This window comes from Pseudarthrobacter kochi (assembly GCF_055412805.1).
In genome coordinates, this window is sequence record NZ_JBVAYV010000023.1 from 42,182 (window position 1) to 62,627 (window position 20,446).

Consider the following 20,446-nt stretch of genomic DNA (forward strand, 5'->3'; position numbering starts at 1 on the left):
ATGGCATTCATTTAGTGGTCCGCATCACTTTGCGGCCACAGAGAGGACATCATGCTGGAACTTGACCGCGACGTCGTCATCGTCGGAGCAGGCCCCGCCGGGCTGACCGCAGCCCGGGAACTGAAGAAGGCCGGCCTGAGCGTGGCCGTCCTGGAGGCGCGCGACCGTGTCGGCGGCCGCACCTGGACCGACACGATCGACGGCGCCATGCTGGAAATCGGCGGCCAGTGGGTTTCCCCGGACCAGACCGAACTCCTGGCGCTCCTGGACGAGCTTGGCCTGAAGACCTATTCCCGTTACCGTGAGGGCGAATCCGTCTACATCGGCTCCGACGGCAAGCGCACCCTATATACGGGCGACACCTTCCCGGTCAGCGAAACCACCGCCGCCGAGATGGACAAACTCACCTCGCTGCTGGATTCCCTCGCCGCCGAGATCGGCCCCACCGAGCCGTGGGCGCATCCCAAGGCCCGCGAGCTGGACACCATCTCCTTCCACCACTGGCTGCGGGGGAACTCCTCGGACGAGGAAGCCTGCAACAACATCGGCCTCTTCATTGCCGGCGGCATGCTGACCAAACCGGCCCACGCCTTCTCCGCCCTGCAGGCAGTGCTGATGGCTGCCTCCGCCGGATCCTTCACCCACCTCACCGACGAGGACTTCATCCTCGACAAGCGCGTCGTCGGCGGAATGCAGCAGGTCTCGCTCCTGATCGCCGCCGAACTGGGCGACGACGTCGTCCTCGACAGCCCGGTGCGCACCATCAACTGGGTGCCGGCCCCGGCCGCAGGAACTGAAGGAACCGGCGAAGACGGAGCCCAGCGGGTGACCGCCATCTCCGAACGCGCCACCGTAAATGCGCGGTTCGTCATCATGGCCGTACCCCCGAACCTCTACACCCGGGTTTCCTTCAACCCGCCGCTGCCGCGCCGCCAGCACCAGATGCACCAGCACCAGTCGCTGGGCCTGGTCATTAAGGTCCATGCCGTCTACAGCACCCCGTTCTGGCGCGAGGACGGCCTCTCCGGAACCTGCTTCGGAGCCGGCGCCCTGGTCCAGGAGGTCTACGACAACACCAACCACGAAGACCCCCGCGGGACACTGGTGGGCTTCGTCTCGGATGAAAAAGCCGATGCCATGTTCGAGCTCAGCGCCGAGGACCGCCGCCGCGCCATCCTCGAATCGATGGCCGGCTTCCTGGGGGACAAGGCCCTCGAACCGGAGGTGTACTACGAGTCGGACTGGGGCTCTGAGGAGTGGACCCGGGGCGCCTATGCCTCCAGCTACGACCTTGGTGGACTGCACCGGTACGGAAAGGACCAGCACGCGCCGGTCGGGCCGATCTACTGGTCTTCCTCCGACCTCGCCGCCGAGGGGTACCAGCACGTCGACGGCGCCGTCCGGATGGGCCGCCACACGGCAGCCCGGATCGTCGCAGCGGCAGACCGTGCCTCCGTGGCCGCCAATTAGTCCCTTCCACCCAACCCGCGCAACAGCTCAGAGAGGATCGGCCAGATGCGTTACGTAGTGGGGTATTCAGCCAACGCCAGAGGCCACGATGCCGTGAACCTGGCCGTGTCGCTGGCACGGGGCCGCGGTGCCAGCCTGGATCTGGTGCTGGTGGTGCCGGAAGTCCAGCAGTTCGGCGCCGCCCATGCGCCCAAGGCCGGTTTCGAGAACCTCCTGAACGAGCAGGCGCGCCAGTGGCTCGACGAGGCCCTCGCGCTCGTTCCGGCCGACGTCCCGGCGCAGGCGCACGTCCGCACCGGGGACTCCGATGCCCAGGCGCTGATCGAGGCGGCGGAGGAGCTCGGGGCGGACATTCTCGTCATCGGGGCAACCAGTGCAGGGCTGTTCAAGCGTTTCACCATCGGTTCGGTGGCCAGCGCACTGCTCCACGCCTCAACAGTTCCGGTGGCCCTGGCACCCCACGGCTACCACCGCACGGAGGCCCTCACCCGGATCAGTTGCGGACTCGGCACCCGGGCGGGAGCCGGGAAACTGCTCGACTTCGCCATCGGCATGGCGGCGAACCGGGGGGTCCCGTTGCGGGTGGTGTCACTGCTCGCGCTCGACGGCGGCGACCCGACCGGTACAGCGGAAGCCGCCCGCGAGTACGCGGAAAAGACCGTCGCGTCAGCCGCGCCGGTCGGCCCGTCGGGCGTCCAGCTGGCCGCCAGGACGGATGTTGTCGTGGCGCAGGGCCGGAGTATCGAAGAGGCCGTGGACGGCCTCGACTGGGAAGACGGCGAGGTCCTGGTAATCGGGTCGAGCCGGCTGGCCCGGGCCCGCGCCATCTTCCTGGGCAGTACCGCCAACCGGATCCTGCGCGCCCTCCCGGTGCCGATGCTCGTGGTGCCCAGCGGCTACGAACTCAAGCACCAGAACCATTCAACGTCGAATGACACCTCCCGAGAGGCACACCAATGAGCACCGAACACGCGACGGCCAAGCCCTCGCACGACACGCAAGCAGGACTTAGCGCCAAGGGTCTCAAAGCCGGATCGGTGGGCCTGATCGGCGCCGTCGTCATCGGTGTGTCCTGCATTGCCCCGGCCTACACCCTGACCGCGGCCCTCGGCCCCACGGTCGCCGAGGTCGGGGTCCAGCTGCCGGCCATCTTCCTGGTGGGCTTCATTCCGATGCTGCTCGTCGCGTTCGGCTACCGGGAACTGAACAACGCCATGCCCGACGCCGGAACCTCCTTCACCTGGGCCTCGCGCGCCTTTGGACCGTGGATCGGCTGGATGGGCGGCTGGGGACTGATCGCCGCGACGATCATTGTGTTGTCCAACCTGGCAGCCGTGGCGGTGGACTTCTTCTACCTCATGCTGGCCCAGCTGTTCGGCAATCCCGAACTCGCTGACCTGACCCTGAACCTGCCCCTGAACATCGCCACCACGCTGGTTTTCATCGCGCTGGCGTGCTGGATCTCCTACCGCGGCATGGAAACCACCAAGGGTGTCCAGTACGTGCTGGTTGCGTTCCAGCTCATTGTGCTCGGCTGGTTCGCCGTCGCCGCCTTCAGCCACGTCGCCAACGGCACAGCATTCGACGCCACCGCGATCACCCCCGACTGGTTCAACCCGTTCGCCGTCGGTTCGTTCTCGGCCTTCGCGGCCGGCGTCTCCCTCTCGATCTTCATCTATTGGGGCTGGGACGTCACCCTGACCATGAACGAGGAAACCCGCAACCCGGAGAAGACCCCGGGCCGGGCGGCCACCATCACCGTGCTGGTCATCGTGATCATCTACATGACCGTCGCACTTGCGACGCTGTCCTTCGCGGGCATCGGAAATGAAGGCCTGGGAGCCGGAAACCCGGAGAACCAGGGCAGCATCTTCGCCGTCCTCGCCGGACCGGTCATGGGTCCGTTCGCCATCCTGATGTCCCTGTCCATCCTCAGCAGCTCGGCCGCGTCCCTGCAGTCGACGTTCGTGTCACCGGCCAGGACCCTGCTGGCGATGGGCCACTACAAGGCGCTGCCGGCGAAGTTCGGCAAGATCAGCCCCACGTTCAAGTCCCCGAGCTACGCCACCATTGCGGCGGCCGTCGCCGCCGCGGCGTTCTACGTGATCACCCGGACCACCTCCGAGAACGCGTTGTGGGACACCATCACCGCACTCGGCATGATGATTTGCTTCTACTACGGCATCACCGCCCTGGCCTGTGTCTGGTTCTTCCGGAGCGAGGCGTTCAGCGGGGCACACGCGTTCTTCTTCAAGTTCCTGTCCCCGCTCCTGGGCGGCGTCATCCTGCTGGTGATGTTCTTCAAGACCGCTTATGACTCCATGGACCCGGCGTACGGTTCCGGCTCGTCCGTCGGCGGCATCGGCCTCGTGTTCATCCTCGGAATGGGCGTCATCCTGCTGGGCGTGGTGCTCATGCTGGTCATGTACAAGATCCGCCCGGAGTTCTTCAAGGGCAAGGTCCTGGCCCAGGGCTACTGAGCCCCGGCAGCAACGAACCGGGAAGGTCCTCCTTCCGGCAGCCATTGGAAAGTAAGCACACTTACCAATAGGCTGGCGGGAGGGGGACCTTCCCCCTTTCGGAACCAGAACGAGGTGACAGCATGTCGGATGCAGGAAACATCAGCAAAGTTACGGACATCATCAACGATTCGCGGATCGGAATGTTCACCACCGTCAATGACGAGGGCGCACTGGTCAGCCGGCCGCTGGCCGTCCAGGACGTGTTGGACGACGGCGACATGTGGTTCTTCACGTCCGCCACCACCTCCCAGGTGGCCCACGTCCGGGCGCACCCGGGCGTCAATATCTCGTTCGGCAAGGGGACGGAATGGGTGTCGGTGGCCGGAACGGCAGAAGTTGTCACGGACCGCGCGAAGATCCACGAGCTCTGGAACCAGATGGTCGAGGCCTGGTTCCCGGACGGTCCGGATACCCCGGAAGTGGTGCTGCTGCACGTCGATTCCGATTCAGCCGAGTACTGGACCAGCCCGGGTGGGACCGCCGCGACCGTGCTGCAGTGGGTCAAGTCCAAGGTCATGCACAGCCGCATGAGCGTGGGCGAAAGCGGCACCGTGGAACTGTAGCCGCCCTCAGTCGACGATCTTGAGCCCGGTTCCCCAGTTGAAGGACTCGTAGGCGGGGTTGGCCTGCAGCGCCGCCACCAAGAGCTGGAATCCCTCCAGCTCCCGCGCATGCCGCAGGCCGCCAACCCGCAATGGCCGCAGCCCCGCGGCTGCAGCGAACGAGGCAACCTGGTTGCTGGCCTCCTCGGAGTCCGAGGCGATGAACACATCCAGTGGCATCCCGCCGGCCGCTCCCGCCGTCAGCGGTCCGGCGAACGTGGTGTTGAAGGCCTTGACCACCGCCGCCCCCGGCAGCAGGGCGGCGATCTCCTCGGCGGCCGAGGTCCCCGGCTCGACGGTGAGGGAATCGAAGGTGTCCGCGTTGATCGGGTTGCTGATCTCCACCACGGTCTTGCCGCTGAGGGTGTCGCCGTAGTGCGTCGCCACTTCCTTGGCGGGCCCGAAGTAGAGGGCCAGCACCACGATGTCCCCTTCCGGGATATCACCCAGCCCTCCGGAGGTGGTGTCAGCGCCCAGTTCGGCGGCGAGTTTGGCCGCGTTCTCCGGGGTCCGGTCCAGGATCTGGAGCGAGCGTCCGGCGGCCACGGCGCGGGTTCCGATCGCCTGTGCCATGTTGCCGCTGCCGATGATGGTGATGTCTGTCATGGTGCTTCCTTTCGGGGGTAACCGGGGAATGCAGGGGCGGGGGGCTCAGGGCGCGAGATGCAGGGGGGATCAGCCGAGCGCGGGATCCGCCGTCGGGGATCCGGCAGCGCGGGCTGGGGCGTCGTGCCGGACGCCGGCAGCCCGTTCGGCGTCGGTGAGGGCCTGTTCCAGCCGTGCCACGGCCGGGGCATAGCCGGCGTCGGCCCCGCCGCGGAGCCGCTCCGCGGCCTTCATCGCCCGGATCATGGCTGCCGTCTCCGGCTGCCGCGGGTCACTCATGGCGGGGTAGTCGATGCAGTGCCCGGGGTCGAGTTCGTAGCGCTGCCATCTGGCCAGGGCGCTGCGGTGCCGGGCCGCGGCGGCCTCGTTGCTGGCTGCAGTTTCCCGGGAGAAACGCCTGGCCTCCTGCTTGCTGAAGACCCTGGGCGTCCAGAGATATGAGGCCGCAGCGGCCGCAGCGGCGAGGACCCCGAGCAGCAGGCCGGCCCACGGTGCCGCCAAGGCGGGAAGGATCACGGCCGGCGCCACGATGGCCAGCCCGGCGAAACCGTCCCAGAACACGGCATCCGGCAGGCCGTCGTCGTCGGCCGCCAGATGCTTCCGGACCCAATAGACCGAGGCTCCCGCCGCGCACACGACGACGACGGCCAGGGCAAGCAATTGCCACAGCGCGAATGGGGCGGGCGCGAACAGAGACGGCATTCCAACACCTCCAGGGATCCGGCCCGGTGCGGGCGCGGTTCCGCTGATTCCATTGGAATCCATCGCAGGCGGGCCGTCAATGGTCCCGGAACCGCGCGGGAGCCCGGAGCGGAGCGTCCGGTTCCCACCCGGGGCCGTCCCGGCGTAGCCTAGGCCTCATGCGACTGAAAATGTGCAGCATCCACGTCAAGGACCCCGCCGCTGCTTTCGAGTTCTACACCGGAATCCTGGGCTTCGAGAGCCTCATGGCCATGCCGGAGCACAACCTGTACATCGTGAAGGACCCGGCCGGCTCCGGCGGCGGATCGGTCGGGCTCCTGCTGGAGCCCAGCGACAACCCGATCGGGGCCGCCTACATGAACGGATGCCACGACGCCGGGCTGCCCGCGATCGTCTTCGGGGTGACCGATGTCCAGGCCGAGTTCAAGCGGCTCACGGCCAAGGGCGTCATGTTCCAGGGCGAGCCCTCCGTCGGTCCCGGGGGGACGACGGCAGTGTTCGACGACGGGTGCGGGAACTTCGTCCAGCTCCACCAGGACTGAGCGCGCGGTCCGGCGGACGCGGCTACTCGGCGGCGGTGCGTGCCTTCTTGGCATCCTTCTGTGCAGCCTCGTCCTTGACCCGCTGGGCCTCGGCGCGCACGGCAGCGTGGGTGGAGCGTTCGGCGACCAGCCACGCCGGGGGAGCCTGCAGCAGTGCGGTGATTTCCGCCGTCGTCAGCGCTTCCTCGACGCCGCCGCGGGCCAGGCCGCTGATGGAGACGTTGAGCTTCTGTGCGACCACCGGGCGGGGGTGCGGGCCGTTGCGGCGCAGTTCGGCGAGCCACTCCGGCGGGTTGGCCTGGAGCTCGGCGAAATCGGCGCGGGTGATGACCGAATCCTGGAACTCCTGGGGTGTTGCGGGCAGGTAGATGCCAAGCTTCTTGGCAACGGTGGCCGGCTTCATGGACTGGGAGTTTGCAGAGGTCATGCTTCAAGGGTATCCGGCCAGCGGCTGACTGGGCACCGGCACTGAGCTCTGACACCCGCCATGCGCCGGGCCGGGCGGTACTGTGAACATGTGTCCGCAGCAGAAGAAACACCCCAGACCCCCGGCGAAACCCCCGACGCCCCAGCCGAAGCAGCCGTGCGGGAGTTGCGTTTCGCCTACGTCCCCGGCGTGACCCCGGGCAAGTGGACCCGGCGCTGGGAGGAGCGGATGCCCGACGTTCCGCTGCGCTCCTTTATGTCCGACGACGGCGCCCAGCTCACCGTGCTGCGCGACGGTTCCGCGGACCTGAGCTTCGTCCGGCTGCCGGTGGAGCGCGAGGGCCTGAGCGTCATTCCCCTGTATGAGGAACAGCCCGTGGTGGTGGCGCCCAAGGGACACGAGATCTCGGTGTTCGAGGAGGTGGACCTGGCCGATCTGTCCAAGGAGTCGTTCCTGGACGTCGCCGAACTCGGCGGCCCGGAAATGGCGCTGCAGGTGGTGGCCACCGGGGCCGGCCTGGTAATCCTGCCGATGTCCGTGGCCCGCCACTTCAACGTCAAGGACACTGTGGCACGCAAACTCACCGGGGCACCCACGACGGAGATCGCCGTGGCCTGGCCCAGCGACACCACGGATGAGGTAATCGAGGAGTTCATCGGCATTGTCCGCGGCCGCACCGCCGCGAGCTCCCGCCAGCCGTCCGCCCAGCAGGACAAGCCCAAGAAGGAACCGAAGCCTGACCGGCGCGGTCCGGCCGTCAAGAAGCCCAAGGTGGCGCAGCGCTACGCCCCGAACCCGGACAAGGGCCGCGGCAAGGGATCCCGGAAAAAGGGCAAGCGCTAGGAGCGGCCCCGCCGCTGGAGTTGTGCGCCGGGTTTACTTGGCGCAGGCGTCCTGGAGGGCCTTGACCGATTCGGCCGGAGCCTGGTCGCCGGAGTCGGCGATCTGGCGCAGCGGGGTGGTGATCTCGGCGGGAACCCCCGCGGTCTCTGCGCCGGCGACAAGGCCGCCGAGCACTTCCTTGTCCTTGACGCTGACCAGGCCGTCCTCCACGAGGCTGCAGGCCTGCTTCTTCACTTCACTGCCGGCGGCCGTGGCCACCTGGGAGGCGCCGTCGCTGACGGCCTTGTTCGCGGCGTCCTGCACCTGCCCGCAGCCCGTCAGCGCGATCATCAGGGTGGCAGCGGACAGGGCGGCGAGGCGAAGTTTCATTCGTTCACCCTAACAAGGTCTCCTGAGCGGAAGCTGGCTGCGGCAGTTCTGCCAGCTGTTTGACCGGCTGAAGCCCGGGCCCCGGCCGCGTCCGCCGCAACACAGTTTGTGACGGACGAAACCGGCAGGAAACGTTGCCCGTCTACGCTGGCAACACCGCGGCGCCGCCAGGACCGTGACCGCCGGCGCCAGGCGCGCGGCCTGAAGCTGAACTTTCCGGAGGCGGTCGCCATCCTCAGCTACGAACTGATCGAGGGCGCCCGGGACGGCAGAACCGTGGCGGAGCTCATGAGCTACGGCACCACCCTGATCCGCCGCGAGGACGTGATGGAGGGCGTGCCGGAGATGATCCACGGCGTCCAGATCGAAGCCACGTTCCCGGACGGCACCAAGCTCGTCACCGTCCACGATCCCATCCGTTAGAGGAGCTGGCATGATTCCCGGAGAATACGTCCTTCGCCCCGAGCCAGTGCAGGTCAACGCCGGCCGCGAGGCGATCGACGTCGTCGTGACCAACACCGGCGACCGTCCCGTGCAGGTGGGCTCGCACTTCCACTTTGCCGAAGCGAACGCCGCCCTGACGTTCGACCGGCGCGCCGCCTACGGCCGGCGCCTCGACATTCCTGCGGGCACGGCGGCCCGCTTCGAGCCGGGGGACAGCAAGACCGTCCGGCTGATCGAACTCGCCGGCCGGCGTGAGGTCTACGGGCTCAGCAACGCAGTCAACGGCACGCTTGCCCCGATAGAGGGAGTACGCAGATGAGTTTCGAATTGTCGCGCAGGCAATACGCGGACCTGTAGGGCCCGACGACGGGCGACGCCATCCGCCTCGCCGACACCGAACTCTTCCTCGAGATCGAGAAGGACCTCACCGTGTACGGCGAGGAAGTGGTGTTCGGCGGCGGCAAGGTGATCCGTGACGGGATGGGCCAGAACGGCCAGGTGACCCGGGACGGGGACGTTCCCGACACCGTGATCACCAACGTCGTGGTGCTGGACTACACCGGGATCTACAAGGCCGACGTCGCGCTCCGGGACGGCCACATCTTCCGGATCGGGAAGGCCAGCAACCCGCAGATCACCGACGGCGTGGACATCGTGATCGGTGCGAGCACCGAAATCATTGCCGGCGAGCGGAAAATCCTGACCGCCGGCGGCGTGGATTCGCACATCCACTTCATCTCCCCGGACCAGGTCCCCGCCGCCTTGTGCAGCGGCGTGACCACGATGGTCGGCTGCTGGCAATCTGGGGAGTGGCGTCCGTGCGCGGGCGGCTGCTCGCCCGAGGCCGGAGCAACCCGCCGGCACCAGGTTCGGCGGCCCGGTCGTAAGGCGGACCCATGCGAACGGACTTCAGCCCTGGCGAACTGCCATCCGGGGACTTCTATCGGCTGCTGACGGCGTGGACAACCTCGCCCCGCATTCCTTCTTCACGGTCGCCTCGGTGAATCCGCCCATTATTCAGTTCACGTCGGTGGGTGAGAAGGATTCGCTGCGCAACATCGTCGCAGCGGGCGAGTTCATTGTGAATTTGGCTCCGGCGGACCTCATGGCCGAGGTCAACGCCACCGGCACGAATTTCCCTCCGGAGGTGAGCGAGTTCGACGCCGCTGGCCTGACGCGTGAAGCCGGCCGCACGGTGCAGGTTCCCCGGGTTGCGGAATCGCCCGTGGCCCTGGAGTGCAAGCTCCACAGCACGCTGGAGATGGGCGACTGCTTCCTGGTCTTCGGCGAAGTCACGCATGCCGTGGTTGCCCCAGAGGTTCTCCAGGGATCGCATCCCAGGATCAGCAAACTGTCGACGCCGGAATTCGGGTAGCGCCGGGAATTCGCCGCCGCGCAGGCCAGGAAGCGCGTCGCGGGTGTGCTGCCCGCGGTGCGGCAGCGTCGCTCAGTCCCCGTGGACGGCGCTCTGCTTCTCTTCCGAGCGGTCCAGATAGGCCAGCAACAGGTCGCCGGCATGGTCCAGTTCGCCGGCTTCCAGGGCCTTGCAGATTTCCTCGTTGTCGTCGAGGTAGCTGCGGTAGAAGTGCGCGTCCAGGGTGGCTTTGTGGAAAAAGAGCCGCATCTCGGCCAGGACCTGGGCCATGATCGTGTTGAGGCGCGGGCTCTCGGCCAGCGCCACGATGGCTCCGTGGAAATGCTGGTTGGCGTTGCCCAGGGCCTCCTCGTCGTCCGCGGCCGCCGCGGCCCGGCCTTCCTCGATGGCGGCCCGGACCGCCGCCACCCGCACCGGGCTTCCGCCGCCCCGGATGGCGCTCACTTCGAGGAAGCGGCGCACGGTGTAGACGTCGTGGATGTCGCCCGGCCCCAGGCTCGCGACGAACACCCCGCGGTTGGGCTGCCGTACCACCAGCCGTTCGGCGGCGAGTTCGGCAAAAGCTTCGCGGACGGTGTTGCGCGAGACGCCCAGCTCCTCGGAGATGGTTGATTCGGTCAGCCGTGCGCCCGGCAGCAAGAGCCCCTCCGCCAGTTGCAGCCGCAGTTCGGCAGCGACCCGGTCCGCGACGGACGGGATGGCCACCCGCAGCCGTGCCGCCGCGGCCAGCGTCGCGCCGGTTGAGCCGGGAATGCCACGGAATCCTGCTTCGGAGCTCGTCATACTTCAGAATTTACACGATCGTCACATCGTGGAATCGAAGAATTGTTGAACAATACGTAGATTTGAGGCATCCTAGTTAGGGGGCTATCAATGAGACGAGGATCACAAATGGCAACCATCGACCTGAACAGCGACGTCGGCGAGTCCTACGGACGCTGGAACCTGGGGGACGATACGGCGATGTTCCGTTCGGTTTCCAGCGCGAACGTGGCCTGCGGATTCCATGCCGGGGACCCCAGCGTGATCCGGAAGACCTGCCGCGAGGCGGTTGCCGCCGGCGTCGTGATCGGCGCCCATGTCGGCTACCGCGACCTCGCCGGATTCGGCCGCCGCTTCCTGGACATCGACCCGATCGAACTGGCGGACGACGTCGTCTACCAGATTGGTGCGCTGCAGGCCCTGGCCGCCGCAGAAGGCGGCAAGGTCACCTACGTCAAGCCGCACGGCGGCCTCTACAACGCGATCGTCGCGCACACCGCGCAGGCGAAAGCCGTCGTCGACGCCGTAAAGTCCGTCGATCCGAACCTGCCCATCCTGGGCCTGCCGGGCTCGGAAGTGCTCCGCCTGGCCGAGGCCGCCGGGCTCCGCGCCGTGACGGAAGCCTTCGCGGACCGGGCCTACAACCCGGACGGCACCCTCGTGTCCCGCACGCTCCCCGGAGCCGTCCTGCACGACCACACCGAGGTCACGGAGCATGCCCTCCGGATGGCCTCCGATTCCGCCGTCCGCACGATTGACGGCTCCATCCTGAAGATCCGCGCGGAAAGCATCTGCGTGCACGGCGACTCCCCGGGAGCCGTCACCATGGCCGCCGCAATACGCGAGGCGCTCACCGCCGCCGGCATCAGCACGGCCGCGTTCGTCTGACCCGCCAAGACCACAGCTACACCGGCATTGCGTCATCCCGCCGGCGACGCTTCAGCACCCCCGCCCAGCACAGGCAGCACCCCGCACCCTGGAGGAAATCATGACCGCACCGCACCAGGCCACCCCGGCCGCCAGCAAGAGGAAGCTGCCGCCCGGCGCCCTCAAGGCCTATGTCGCAAGCCTCACCGGCACCTCGCTGGAGTACTACGACTTCGCGATCTACTCCGTGGCCTCGGCCCTGGTGTTCCCGAAGATCTTCTTCCCGGGCAACGACGAATTCGTTGGCCTCCTGCTCTCCTTCTCCGCCTTCGCGGTCGGCTACCTGGCCCGCCCCATCGGTGGAGTGATCTTTGGCCGTCTCGGTGACAAGATCGGGCGCAAACACGTCCTAGTGGTCACCCTGATGCTGATCGGCGCCGCCACCGTGCTGATCGGTGCGCTGCCTGACTACTCGGTCATCGGCGTCGCGGCCCCCATCATCCTGGTGCTGCTGCGCCTGGCCCAGGGCATCGGCGTCGGCGGCGAATGGGGCGGTGCCGTCCTGCTCTCCAGCGAATTCGGCGACGCCAACAAGCGCGGCTTCTGGTCCTCGGCCGCGCAGATCGGCCCGCCGGCCGGCAACCTGATGGCCAACGGTGTCCTGGCCTTCCTGGCCGCCACGCTCAGCAATGAAGCCTTCCTCTCCTGGGGCTGGCGCGTCGCCTTCCTCGCCTCCGCCCTCCTGGTGGTCTTCGGCCTCCTGATCCGGCTCAAGCTCGAGGAAACCCCCGTCTTCAAGGCCATCCAGGCCCACGGCGAGCAGCCCAAGGCCCCCATCAAGGAAGTCTTCACCAAGGAACCGCGCGCCCTCGTGGCCGCTGCCCTGTCCCGGGTCTGCCCCGACGTGCTCTACGCCCTCTTCACCGTCTTTGTGGCCGTCTACGCCACCAAGCAGCTGGGCATGACCACCGGCAACGTGCTCTCTGCCATCCTGATCGGCTCCGCCTTCCAGCTGTTCCTGATCCCCGCCGCCGGCGCCCTCACGGACCGCTTCAACCGCCGCCTGGTCTACGGCATCGCCGCCGTCGGCACCGCACTCTACATCCCGGTGTTCTTCTGGATGATCCAAGGCAAGTCCGTTGTGATGCTCACCACCGGCGTCGTGATCGGCCTGGCGTTCCACGCCTTCATGTACGGCCCGCAGGCCGCCTACATCACCGAGCAGTTCCCGGCCCGGCTGCGTTACGCCGGCAGCTCGCTGGCCTACACCCTGGCCGGCGTGGTGGGCGGCGCCGTCGCACCGCTGATCTTCACCGCGCTCTACGCCGCGACCGGGAACTGGTACCTGATTGCCGGCTACCTCGCGATCGCCTCGATCGTCACCGTCGTCGGGCTGGCCCTGGGCCGGAACCCGCAGACCGCGGAAGAAGAGCGCCTCCTGCAGGAAGCCCACGCCTAAGCGGCGCGGATCCAATTCAAGGCACCGGCAACGATGAAGGCAGCTGATGATTGAGACAGCGGGGGAAACCCTGGCAGTACAAAAAGCGGCAGTTCACAAAGTGAGTTCCGTGCGGGCGGTGGGAACCCGCGCGGTACTCGCCGAGCTCACCGGAACCCAGGACGTGCTGGCACTGCAGGCGCTGCTTTTGGAGAACCCGTTGCCGGGCCAGCTGGACGTCCTCGCCGCGGCCGAGACGGTGCTGGTGACGGCTGACTCCCCGGTCTCGGCCAAGCGGATCGCCGTTCGGCTGCTCCGGCTCGACCTCACCGCGCCCGTTCAGCGGGACGGCGGGCTGGTGGTCATCGACACCGTGTACGACGCCGAGGACCTCGCCGAAGTGGGGGAGCTGACCGGCCTCGGAACCGAGGGCGTCATCGCAGCCCACACCGGGCAGATCTGGACCGTTGCCTTCGCCGGCTTTGCCCCCGGCTTCGGCTACATGGTGGGAGAGAACCAGGCCCTCGAGGTGCCGCGGCGCAGCTCGCCGCGTACGGCCGTCCCCGCGGGATCGGTGGCGCTGGCGGGCAACTACTCCGCCGTGTACCCGCGACGCTCGCCCGGCGGCTGGCAGCTGATCGGCCGCACCGGCGCGAAGATGTGGGACCTGGGCCGGGAGCGGCCTGCCCTGGCCGCCCCCGGCCACCGGGTGCAGTTCCGCGCGGTCCGGGACGCCGTGTCGCTGGCCCCGGGTCGCCCCGCCGAGGTTGCCGCTCCCGACGTGACGTCCGGCCTGCGGGTCGTCACACCGGGCCTGCAGAGCCTGATCCAGGACCTTGGCCGCTACGGCCACTCCGGCCTGGGCGTCTCCGCCGCCGGCGCGCTGGACCGGGCGTCGCTGCGCCGGGCCAACCGCCTCGTCGGGAACGCGCCGTCGGCCGCCGCCATCGAAACGGTCGCTGGAGGTCTCGCGGTGCAGGCGGTCGGGGACCAGGTCCTCGCCGTCGCCGGTGCCACGTCGGAACTGACCATCGCGTCGCCGTCGGGGGGTGACCTTGAGCCAGCCTGGCGGACCGTCCCGATCGCCACCCCCTTCGCCCTGCTCGACGGCGAAACCCTGACCATCGGCGGGCCGCAGAGCGGTTTCCGCAGCTACCTCGCCGTCCGCGGCGGCGTGGACACCGCCCCGGTGCTCGGCAGCCGCTCCACCGACACCATGTCCGGGATCGGCCCCGCTCCGCTGGCCGCCGGCCAACTGTTCGCCGCCGGCGGGGAGGCCGAATCCGGCGTCGTCGGGCACCCCGAACTGCAGCCGGACTTCCCGGGCACCGGCGTCACCGTGCTCGACGTCGTCCCCGGCCCGCGCGCCGACTGGTTCGACGCCGCAGCGCTGGCGTCCTTCTGCGGCCAGGACTGGGAAGTGAAACCGCAGTCCAACCGCGTCGGCATGCGCCTGCAGGGAGCCCCGCTGCAGCGCACCCGCCAGGGCGAACTCGCCAGCGAGGGCACCGTCGCCGGCGCCCTGCAGGTCCCGCCGGAAGGGCTCCCCGTGCTCTTCCTGGCCGACCACCCGATCACCGGCGGCTACCCGGTGATCGCCGTGGTGGTCGACTCCCAGCTGGACCTCGCAGCCCAGGTCCCGATCGGCGGCAGGATCCGCTTCCGCTGGGCGGACGCCAGCACCATCGAAAACGCCACCCCCGAAGAAGAAGTGAGTAACTGATGCGCAAGGTCCTGATCGCCAACCGCGGTGAAATCGCCGTCCGGATCGCCCGGGCCTGCGACGACGCGCAGCTGGCCTCCGTCGCCGTCTACGCCGACATCGACGCCGACGCCCTGCACGTCTCCGCCGCCGACGAGGCCTACGCACTGGGCGGCAACTCGCCCGCGGACACCTACTTGAACATCCACAAGCTCCTCGCCGCCGCGGCCGAATCCGGCGCCGACGCCCTCCACCCCGGCTACGGCTTCCTGTCCGAGAACGCTGAATTCGCGCAAGCCGTCCTCGATGCCGGCCTCACCTGGATCGGGCCGACGCCGGACGCCATCCGCCTGCTCGGCAACAAGATCACCGCGCGCGAGACCGCCGTCCGCGCCGGAGCCCCGCTGGTCGCCGGCAGCGACGGACCGGTGGAATCCGCCGCCGAGGCCCGCGCCTTCGCCGAACTGCACGGCCTGCCGATGGCCATCAAGGCGGCCTTCGGCGGCGGCGGCCGCGGCATGAAGGTGGTCCGCGCCCTCGACGAGGTCGAGGAAGCCTTCGACTCCGCCGTCCGCGAGGCCGTCGCCGCCTTCGGCCGCGGCGAGTGCTTCGTGGAGCGCTACCTCGACCGGCCGCGCCACGTCGAGGCCCAGGTCCTCGCGGACGCCCACGGCAACGTCGTCGTCGTCGGAACCCGCGACTGCTCGCTCCAGCGCCGGCACCAGAAGCTCGTGGAGGAGGCCCCCGCGCCGTTCCTCAGCGACGATCAGACCCGCCAGATCTACGGCGCCGCCAAGGCCGTCTGCCACGAAGCCGGCTACTCCGGCGCCGGCACGGTCGAATTCCTGGTCGCCGCGGACGGCACCGTGGCGTTCCTCGAGGTGAACACCCGGCTGCAGGTGGAACACCCCATCACCGAGGAAACAACCGGGATCGACCTCGTGCAGGAGCAGTTCCGCATCGCCGCCGGGGAGCGGCTGCGCGTCACCGAGGACCCGGCACCGCGCGGGCACTCGTTCGAATTCCGGCTCAACGCCGAGGACGTGGGGCGCGGCTTCCTGCCCTCGCCCGGCACCGTTGACGAGTTCCATGGACCCACCGGCCCGGGCATCCGGCTCGACACGGGCGTCCGCCCCGGCTCTTTCGTCCCGCCGCAGTTCGACTCGCTCCTGGCGAAACTCATCGTCACCGGCGCGGACCGCCAGCAGGCCCTGCGCCGCGCCCGCCGCGCCCTCGCCGAAATCAGCATTACCGGCGTCGCCACCGTGCTGCCGTTCCACCGTGCCGTGCTCGAGTCCCCGGACTTCACCTCCGAGGACGGCCTGGGCATCCACACCCGCTGGATCGAAACCGACTTCGCGGACACTGTCTCCATCGCCGCCGACCCGGAGTACAGCACCACCTCGCCCGACGGCGAACGCCGCACCATCACCGTCGAGGTGGACGGCCGCCGGATGGCGGTCGGGCTGCCGGCTGACCTGCTGGACGGCTGGGCCCGCTCGGGCGGTCCGTTGCCGGCGGGCGTGTCAGTGGACGGGGCGTCCGACGGCGGGGCTGCCGACGCCGACCCCGGGGAGCTGCGCGCCGACATGGCCGGGACCGTGGTGAAGTGGCTCGTAGAACCGGGCGCCGAAGTCTTGGCGGGGGACCCCGTCGTCGTGCTGGAGGCGATGAAGATGGAAACCCAGGTCCCGGCCCACCGCGATGGGACCGTGACCGGCGTCCGCGCGGAGGCCGGCGGCGTCGTTACTGCTGGAGCGGTGCTGGCCCTGATCGGGTAGCCGGGGATTGAGGGGCCCCGCCGATGCGTCGCAGCGTCCTCGAGGGCGCCGGGCTGGAACCGTGCCGAAACTACTTTGTCGTCCTTGATGGGCTCTGGCGGGCACTGCGCGCGGGGAAGGGCATGGTGGACCGGGTGGACGCCCTGACCCGCTTCAACCGCTCCGTCGGGCAGGTCATGATCTCCCACACCATGTCCGACTTGCTCGCACTCCCGGCAGAGGACGACCGGATGAAGGCCCGTGGCTTCGTCGAACGCTCCGGCATGGTCATCTGCGGCGGACTCCCCGCTTCCGAGATGCCGCTACTGACCGCCGCAATCCCGCTCACGAGGCAGGAACAGCAGAAGCTCATCTCGTGGCAGGACCCGCCCGTCTGGGACTCCCGCGGCGGCGACGTCGAACCCCCAGGACGCGGGAAATTTCGCCTGGTGCCTGACCGAGAAAGCCCGGACCTGGACCCGCGAATCCGACGGGGCCCGGCTGACCAGCGCTGAGGCAGGGGTTCTCAACGGCTTCCCGGCATCCTTCCCGTGGACCGGAAGCCGGTCCCGGCAGTTCCTGCAGGCGGCCAATGTGGTGGCCCCGCAGGTGGCCGCCGCCCTGCTGGCCGAGGTCGCGTTCTCAGGCCCTGCCAAGCCCGCCGCGGCATCTCTGAGCGGCGCCGGAAAGGTTCGGGGCGATATGGCTAGAATCGCAGCATGATGGAGAAGCCCGCTTACGACGCACTGGTGCCGCCCAGGAGCGCTGCGTGATTGCGTCTGCCGAAGAACCGCGCGTCGAGGGGCGAAGGCGGCGACGGCTCGTGGGTCTTTTCGCAGGTCTGGCTGTAGTCGCCGGTGTCATCGCGCTGGTTGATCCAAGCAGCCACTCGAGCTACGTCCTCGTGCAAAACATGAATCCGTACTTCATCGGCGCATTTGCCATCGCTGCGGCTGTTACCGCGGGGGCGTTCTCGTCGCGCCGGCGAAGCAAAAGGTGGGCGGCCGGAATCCTCGGCGGCTGCGTGGCGTTGGCCTTGGTGACTGCGGGGATGTTCAGCGTACCGCCGACCCCCAAGTATTCTCTCAGCGGGCCTGGCAACGGGCTGGTCCTGCTCGTAACCCGCGACGCGGCGTTCCTGGACCCCAGCGATGTGGTCACCATTCAAAAGCCATCGGGGATAGGTGGCCAGGAGTGGTACCTGACCTGCATCGACAATTTTCCTGGATTCCATAAAGCGGAATGGGTCAGCGAGAGCCAGGTAAATCTGATCGTCGGCGATGCCAATGCAAATGACACCAAGACCTTCTTCGTGGATCCGCAAACGGGAGTCCCTGTGTCCACCGGCGGCTGCCAGGCAGAAACGTCAGGACACCGGCCGGGCGTCAGGACACCCCAAGGATTGCCGGCGTCCTAGGGAGAACGCTCTGGCGAGGGCCGAACTCAGCCCCGTCCTTCAACGGACTGACGGCGCCGCACATTTTCAGCGTCCTGTCGACGTCCATGGCGTTCAGGTGCGTCCATTTCCGAGCCCGGGCCCTTTCCAGGCTGCAAGAGCTCGGCTTTGAACTTCGCGGCCACCGTCCTCAGGCGCCTGTCGCCGGGTCCAACACACAGTTCAAAGTGGCTCTCCTGCGGGTTCTGAATGTTGTCGGCACCCCACCGGACCACGCCCTCGCATTGTGCAAGAACGTCGCGGATCACAGCCACTTCGGCCGGGAAGAAACCGCCGGTCGTCCCGAGGGGGTACATATCGGCCTCGATCTCCAGGGCTGAACCGGAGAAGTAATTGCTTCGATGAGCGACCGCTTCCGGCGCCGCGGGGCGATAGCCTTTGAGCTCCCCGAGCCGTATCTCGGCTACCTCATAGTGGAACCTGCGCACAACATACCCGAGGACCACCGCGGCATCGCCCGCTGCGACGGTAAGGCTCATTCCCAGGCCCTCCACGACGAACGACGTCAGGCGCCGATCGTTTTCAGAGGCTGCTACGGGCCACCCGTTGCTGGTTTTGGATTGCCGCGGATCCCAGCCCTCCCCGGAAAGTGCCTGGGCCGGACTTGGAGACAGGGAACTCAGTCTGGCGGCAACGGTGAAGGCCGCTGCGCCTAGGAGCACTGATCTCCGGGACGGGTCATTGGGCGGAAGCGTTTTCACTGGAATCCTCGCTTTAGGGGTTGGCATGGTGAGTCGGTCATCGTCACTCCGGGGCCCTGCGCGCCAGCAGCTCGTCGGCGAATCCTTGGCAGAATGCGTCGACCAGGTGCATCTGAATTGGGATCATTTCGGACGCAGCGGGACCTGCCAGCGCCAGCCGAACGCCCATGAATGGAACGTCTGACCTCGTGAACAGCTCGCGGGCTGCGCTGTAGATGTTGGACTGGGTGGACGCGAAGCGGGTGTCAACGAAGGACGTGAAGCGCTTCATGACGCCGGCCGTCGCGGATCCGTAGTAGTCACTCGCGGTTGCCGCCAGATTTCCCGCCGGTGCGACGCTGAGCCCGATGTTGAGGCTGTCGACGTCCTCCAGGAGGTTCCGGTTGTCGAAAGAATTCTGCACCGTTGTCTTGCCGAGATTCGCTCGGATCCAGCCGTAAGCATCAGGTTGGTTCAAGTCGTAAAACTCGCTGTAGAGAGACAACAGATCGCCTGCCCATCCTCCGAGGTCTGCGAAACCGATCTTCGCAGCGTCGGGCTTTCCGTGTCGGATCACCGCCTCAGCCGAGGCGGCCCAGTGGGTAATCTTGATCGGAGAAAAGGTGATGGGGTCGGTGAAGACGACCATCCGGCTCGGATAGCCTGCCTGGGCGATGGCCGCATCTGCCGTCGCGTTGAAAGGCTGATCGGCGGTATCCAGGAAGTAGGCGAGCCAGGCAGGCCCGTTGTATTCCGGGTACCGCAGGTACTTGGTGACGAGGATGCGGTGATCTTCACCGGTCGTTTGGGCCTGCAGCTTGGCGGCCCCGACGATAACGTCAAGGTATTTTTTGAATTCGGGCCAGGTTGCGGACACGGTCTGCAGCGATGCGATTCCTCTGTCCGCCGTCGGTCGCGACGACATGACGTTCTTGTCGATTTCCAGCTGGCCGTCGCCGGTACCAAGGTACAGGTTCTGCATCTGGTTGAACGACCAGTTCAGGGGCAGGCTGAAGCCCAGGTTTCCGCTGAAGCCTGTAGACATTCCGCTGACAAAGCTGTAGCGGGCGAATGTGCTTTGGGTGACGTTGGAGCAGACGTTTCTTGAGCCATAAACGCCGTGCGCATAAAACTTGGCCCGGGAGCGGAGTCCGGCCTCGATACCGTTGAAGTACGGGATGATGTTGCTTTCAATCTCTTCCTGCGTGGCGTCGTAGTCGACGGCGAAGTAGATCGTGGTCCCCAGCGGCAGCCCGTAACCGCGGGCAGCCGCGTCGGCACGGAGGGCTTGTTGGAAACCCTCCCCGTAGGAGAAGTCTTCCAACATCCGCCCGTTTTCCTGGAAGATCGGAAAAACCCTGAGCCCAGCATCGAAGCACGTCTGCAGCTCTCCCGGTTTGATGTTCTTATCAAGGGTGCCGAAATTGGTCAGGTACCTGCCGACGGCGAGGTAACCCGCGTTCTTCAGGGTCTGTGCCCGGGCAGGTGTGATCTGAGTGATGGTGTCGCATGCAGTTCCGGGCCGGTTCGGATCTCCAGTGCTCACCAGGAGTTCACACCAGGTGCGCTGATCCCCGGCGCCCGTCCTCTCAAGTTCGGTGAATGTCTGGAAGAGGATGACTTCGTTCTTCAGAGCCGTGTCGAAGGTTCCGCTGAAAGTGTTGGATTGCCCGTTGGCGATCATGAGGGCTTGGAACAGGCGGACCCACGACTTGGCCGAATCGACGGAGCCCACGGAGACGTTGGCATCGATGCCCAGCCCGGCCTTAGCCTCGATCCACCGGTCGGGTTGAGGTTGTATCGGCGGTTTAAACGGAGAATGCCTGTCGGATCGGGAAAAATGGGGTTTGTCTAGAACTCCGTTTGGCCAATCCGAGAG

The 20,446-nt window shown here is 67.4% G+C and carries 21 protein-coding genes and 2 pseudogenes; 16 read left to right on the plus strand and 7 right to left on the minus strand.

Annotated elements, in window-relative coordinates:
- Positions 1-51: 51 nt before the first annotated feature.
- The 4 genes from ACZY0Y_RS12395 to ACZY0Y_RS12410 all read left to right on the plus strand — a co-directional run bounded on the left by ACZY0Y_RS12395 (position 52) and on the right by ACZY0Y_RS12410 (position 4,555).
- Positions 52-1,470 (plus strand): flavin monoamine oxidase family protein, encoded by a 1,419-nt coding sequence (locus ACZY0Y_RS12395; protein WP_463883367.1) that lies wholly within the window; start codon positions 52-54, stop codon positions 1,468-1,470.
- 45 nt (positions 1,471-1,515) lie between these two features.
- The gene (locus ACZY0Y_RS12400; protein ID WP_463958271.1) at positions 1,516-2,430 is read left to right on the plus strand and encodes a universal stress protein; all 915 of its coding nucleotides are present in this window, start codon (positions 1,516-1,518) and stop codon (positions 2,428-2,430) included.
- Positions 2,427-3,950, plus strand: coding sequence for an APC family permease (locus tag ACZY0Y_RS12405; protein WP_463883371.1), 1,524 nt, complete (start codon positions 2,427-2,429; stop codon positions 3,948-3,950). Before ACZY0Y_RS12400 ends, ACZY0Y_RS12405 begins: the two co-directional genes overlap by 4 nt.
- 122 nt (positions 3,951-4,072) lie before the next feature.
- Positions 4,073-4,555 carry a pyridoxamine 5'-phosphate oxidase family protein gene (locus ACZY0Y_RS12410; protein WP_463958272.1) on the plus strand — a complete coding sequence of 161 codons (483 nt, stop codon included), beginning with the start codon at positions 4,073-4,075 and terminating at the stop codon, positions 4,553-4,555.
- Between the two features lie 6 nt (positions 4,556-4,561).
- On the opposite strand, the gene ACZY0Y_RS12415 is transcribed toward ACZY0Y_RS12410, so the two are convergent.
- On the minus strand, positions 4,562-5,200 hold the full coding sequence (locus tag ACZY0Y_RS12415) for an NADPH-dependent F420 reductase (protein ID WP_463883375.1): 639 nt from the start codon (positions 5,198-5,200) through the stop codon (positions 4,562-4,564).
- Between the two features lie 69 nt (positions 5,201-5,269).
- Positions 5,270-5,902 carry a hypothetical protein gene (locus ACZY0Y_RS12420; protein WP_463958273.1) on the minus strand — a complete coding sequence of 211 codons (633 nt, stop codon included), beginning with the start codon at positions 5,900-5,902 and terminating at the stop codon, positions 5,270-5,272.
- 158 nt (positions 5,903-6,060) lie between these two features.
- Here ACZY0Y_RS12420 and ACZY0Y_RS12425 point away from each other — a divergent pair, with 158 nt between their 5' ends.
- Complete coding sequence (locus ACZY0Y_RS12425) at positions 6,061-6,444, plus strand: VOC family protein (RefSeq protein ID WP_463883378.1); 384 nt, start codon at positions 6,061-6,063, stop codon at positions 6,442-6,444.
- Positions 6,445-6,466: 22 nt separating this feature from the next.
- Here ACZY0Y_RS12425 and ACZY0Y_RS12430 read toward each other — a convergent pair whose 3' ends face one another.
- On the minus strand, positions 6,467-6,871 hold the full coding sequence (locus tag ACZY0Y_RS12430; RefSeq protein WP_024368156.1) for a DUF5997 family protein: 405 nt from the start codon (positions 6,869-6,871) through the stop codon (positions 6,467-6,469).
- Between the two features lie 90 nt (positions 6,872-6,961).
- Between ACZY0Y_RS12430 and ACZY0Y_RS12435 the strand changes: the two genes are divergently transcribed.
- Positions 6,962-7,714: a LysR family transcriptional regulator substrate-binding protein gene (locus ACZY0Y_RS12435; protein ID WP_463883381.1), complete on the plus strand. Its 753-nt coding sequence runs from the start codon at positions 6,962-6,964 to the stop codon at positions 7,712-7,714.
- A gap of 33 nt (positions 7,715-7,747) precedes the next feature.
- Here ACZY0Y_RS12435 and ACZY0Y_RS12440 read toward each other — a convergent pair whose 3' ends face one another.
- On the minus strand, positions 7,748-8,083 hold the full coding sequence (locus ACZY0Y_RS12440) for a hypothetical protein (protein ID WP_160668609.1): 336 nt from the start codon (positions 8,081-8,083) through the stop codon (positions 7,748-7,750).
- Positions 8,084-8,230: 147 nt separating this feature from the next.
- Here ACZY0Y_RS12440 and ACZY0Y_RS12445 point away from each other — a divergent pair, with 147 nt between their 5' ends.
- The 4 genes and pseudogenes from ACZY0Y_RS12445 to ACZY0Y_RS12460 all read left to right on the plus strand — a co-directional run bounded on the left by ACZY0Y_RS12445 (position 8,231) and on the right by ACZY0Y_RS12460 (position 9,902).
- Entirely contained in the window at positions 8,231-8,506 is a 276-nt protein-coding gene (locus ACZY0Y_RS12445; RefSeq protein ID WP_463958280.1) for an urease subunit gamma, read from the plus strand.
- 10 nt (positions 8,507-8,516) lie between these two features.
- Positions 8,517-8,846 (plus strand): urease subunit beta, encoded by a 330-nt coding sequence (locus ACZY0Y_RS12450; RefSeq protein ID WP_463883383.1) that lies wholly within the window; start codon positions 8,517-8,519, stop codon positions 8,844-8,846.
- Positions 8,843-9,319, plus strand: a pseudogene (gene ureC, locus ACZY0Y_RS12455) (urease subunit alpha); the annotation flags it as partial. The gene ACZY0Y_RS12450 and the pseudogene ureC, both read left to right, overlap by 4 nt.
- Positions 9,320-9,485: 166 nt before the next feature.
- Positions 9,486-9,902 carry a flavin reductase family protein gene (locus ACZY0Y_RS12460; RefSeq protein WP_463958274.1) on the plus strand — a complete coding sequence of 139 codons (417 nt, stop codon included), beginning with the start codon at positions 9,486-9,488 and terminating at the stop codon, positions 9,900-9,902.
- 72 nt (positions 9,903-9,974) lie between these two features.
- On the opposite strand, the gene ACZY0Y_RS12465 is transcribed toward ACZY0Y_RS12460, so the two are convergent.
- Complete coding sequence (locus ACZY0Y_RS12465) at positions 9,975-10,685, minus strand: GntR family transcriptional regulator (protein WP_463883387.1); 711 nt, start codon at positions 10,683-10,685, stop codon at positions 9,975-9,977.
- 108 nt (positions 10,686-10,793) lie between these two features.
- On the opposite strand from ACZY0Y_RS12465, the gene ACZY0Y_RS12470 reads away from it, so the two are divergent.
- From ACZY0Y_RS12470 to ACZY0Y_RS12495, 6 genes and pseudogenes are all read left to right on the plus strand, one after another.
- Positions 10,794-11,552: a LamB/YcsF family protein gene (locus tag ACZY0Y_RS12470; RefSeq protein WP_463958275.1), complete on the plus strand. Its 759-nt coding sequence runs from the start codon at positions 10,794-10,796 to the stop codon at positions 11,550-11,552.
- A gap of 100 nt (positions 11,553-11,652) precedes the next feature.
- Positions 11,653-12,990 carry an MFS transporter gene (locus ACZY0Y_RS12475; RefSeq protein ID WP_463958276.1) on the plus strand — a complete coding sequence of 446 codons (1,338 nt, stop codon included), beginning with the start codon at positions 11,653-11,655 and terminating at the stop codon, positions 12,988-12,990.
- A 46-nt stretch (positions 12,991-13,036) separates the two neighbouring features.
- Positions 13,037-14,692 (plus strand): 5-oxoprolinase subunit B/C family protein, encoded by a 1,656-nt coding sequence (locus ACZY0Y_RS12480; protein ID WP_463958277.1) that lies wholly within the window; start codon positions 13,037-13,039, stop codon positions 14,690-14,692.
- Positions 14,692-16,452, plus strand: a complete 1,761-nt coding sequence (locus ACZY0Y_RS12485) for an acetyl/propionyl/methylcrotonyl-CoA carboxylase subunit alpha (RefSeq protein ID WP_463883393.1) — start codon at positions 14,692-14,694, stop codon at positions 16,450-16,452. The genes ACZY0Y_RS12480 and ACZY0Y_RS12485 overlap by 1 nt, the downstream gene beginning before the upstream one ends.
- 32 nt (positions 16,453-16,484) lie before the next feature.
- Positions 16,485-16,874 (plus strand): annotated as a pseudogene (locus ACZY0Y_RS12490) (ATP/GTP-binding protein); the annotation flags it as partial.
- 326 nt (positions 16,875-17,200) lie between these two features.
- Positions 17,201-17,848: a hypothetical protein gene (locus ACZY0Y_RS12495; protein WP_463958278.1), complete on the plus strand. Its 648-nt coding sequence runs from the start codon at positions 17,201-17,203 to the stop codon at positions 17,846-17,848.
- A gap of 26 nt (positions 17,849-17,874) precedes the next feature.
- Here the strand turns inward: ACZY0Y_RS12495 and ACZY0Y_RS12500 are convergent, their stop codons facing one another.
- A complete protein-coding gene (locus ACZY0Y_RS12500; RefSeq protein ID WP_463883395.1) occupies positions 17,875-18,366 on the minus strand; it encodes a hypothetical protein in 492 nt (163 codons plus the stop codon).
- Between the two features lie 265 nt (positions 18,367-18,631).
- Positions 18,632-20,446 (minus strand): glycoside hydrolase domain-containing protein (locus ACZY0Y_RS12505; RefSeq protein ID WP_463958279.1); only part of this gene is annotated, 1,815 nt, incomplete at its 5' end.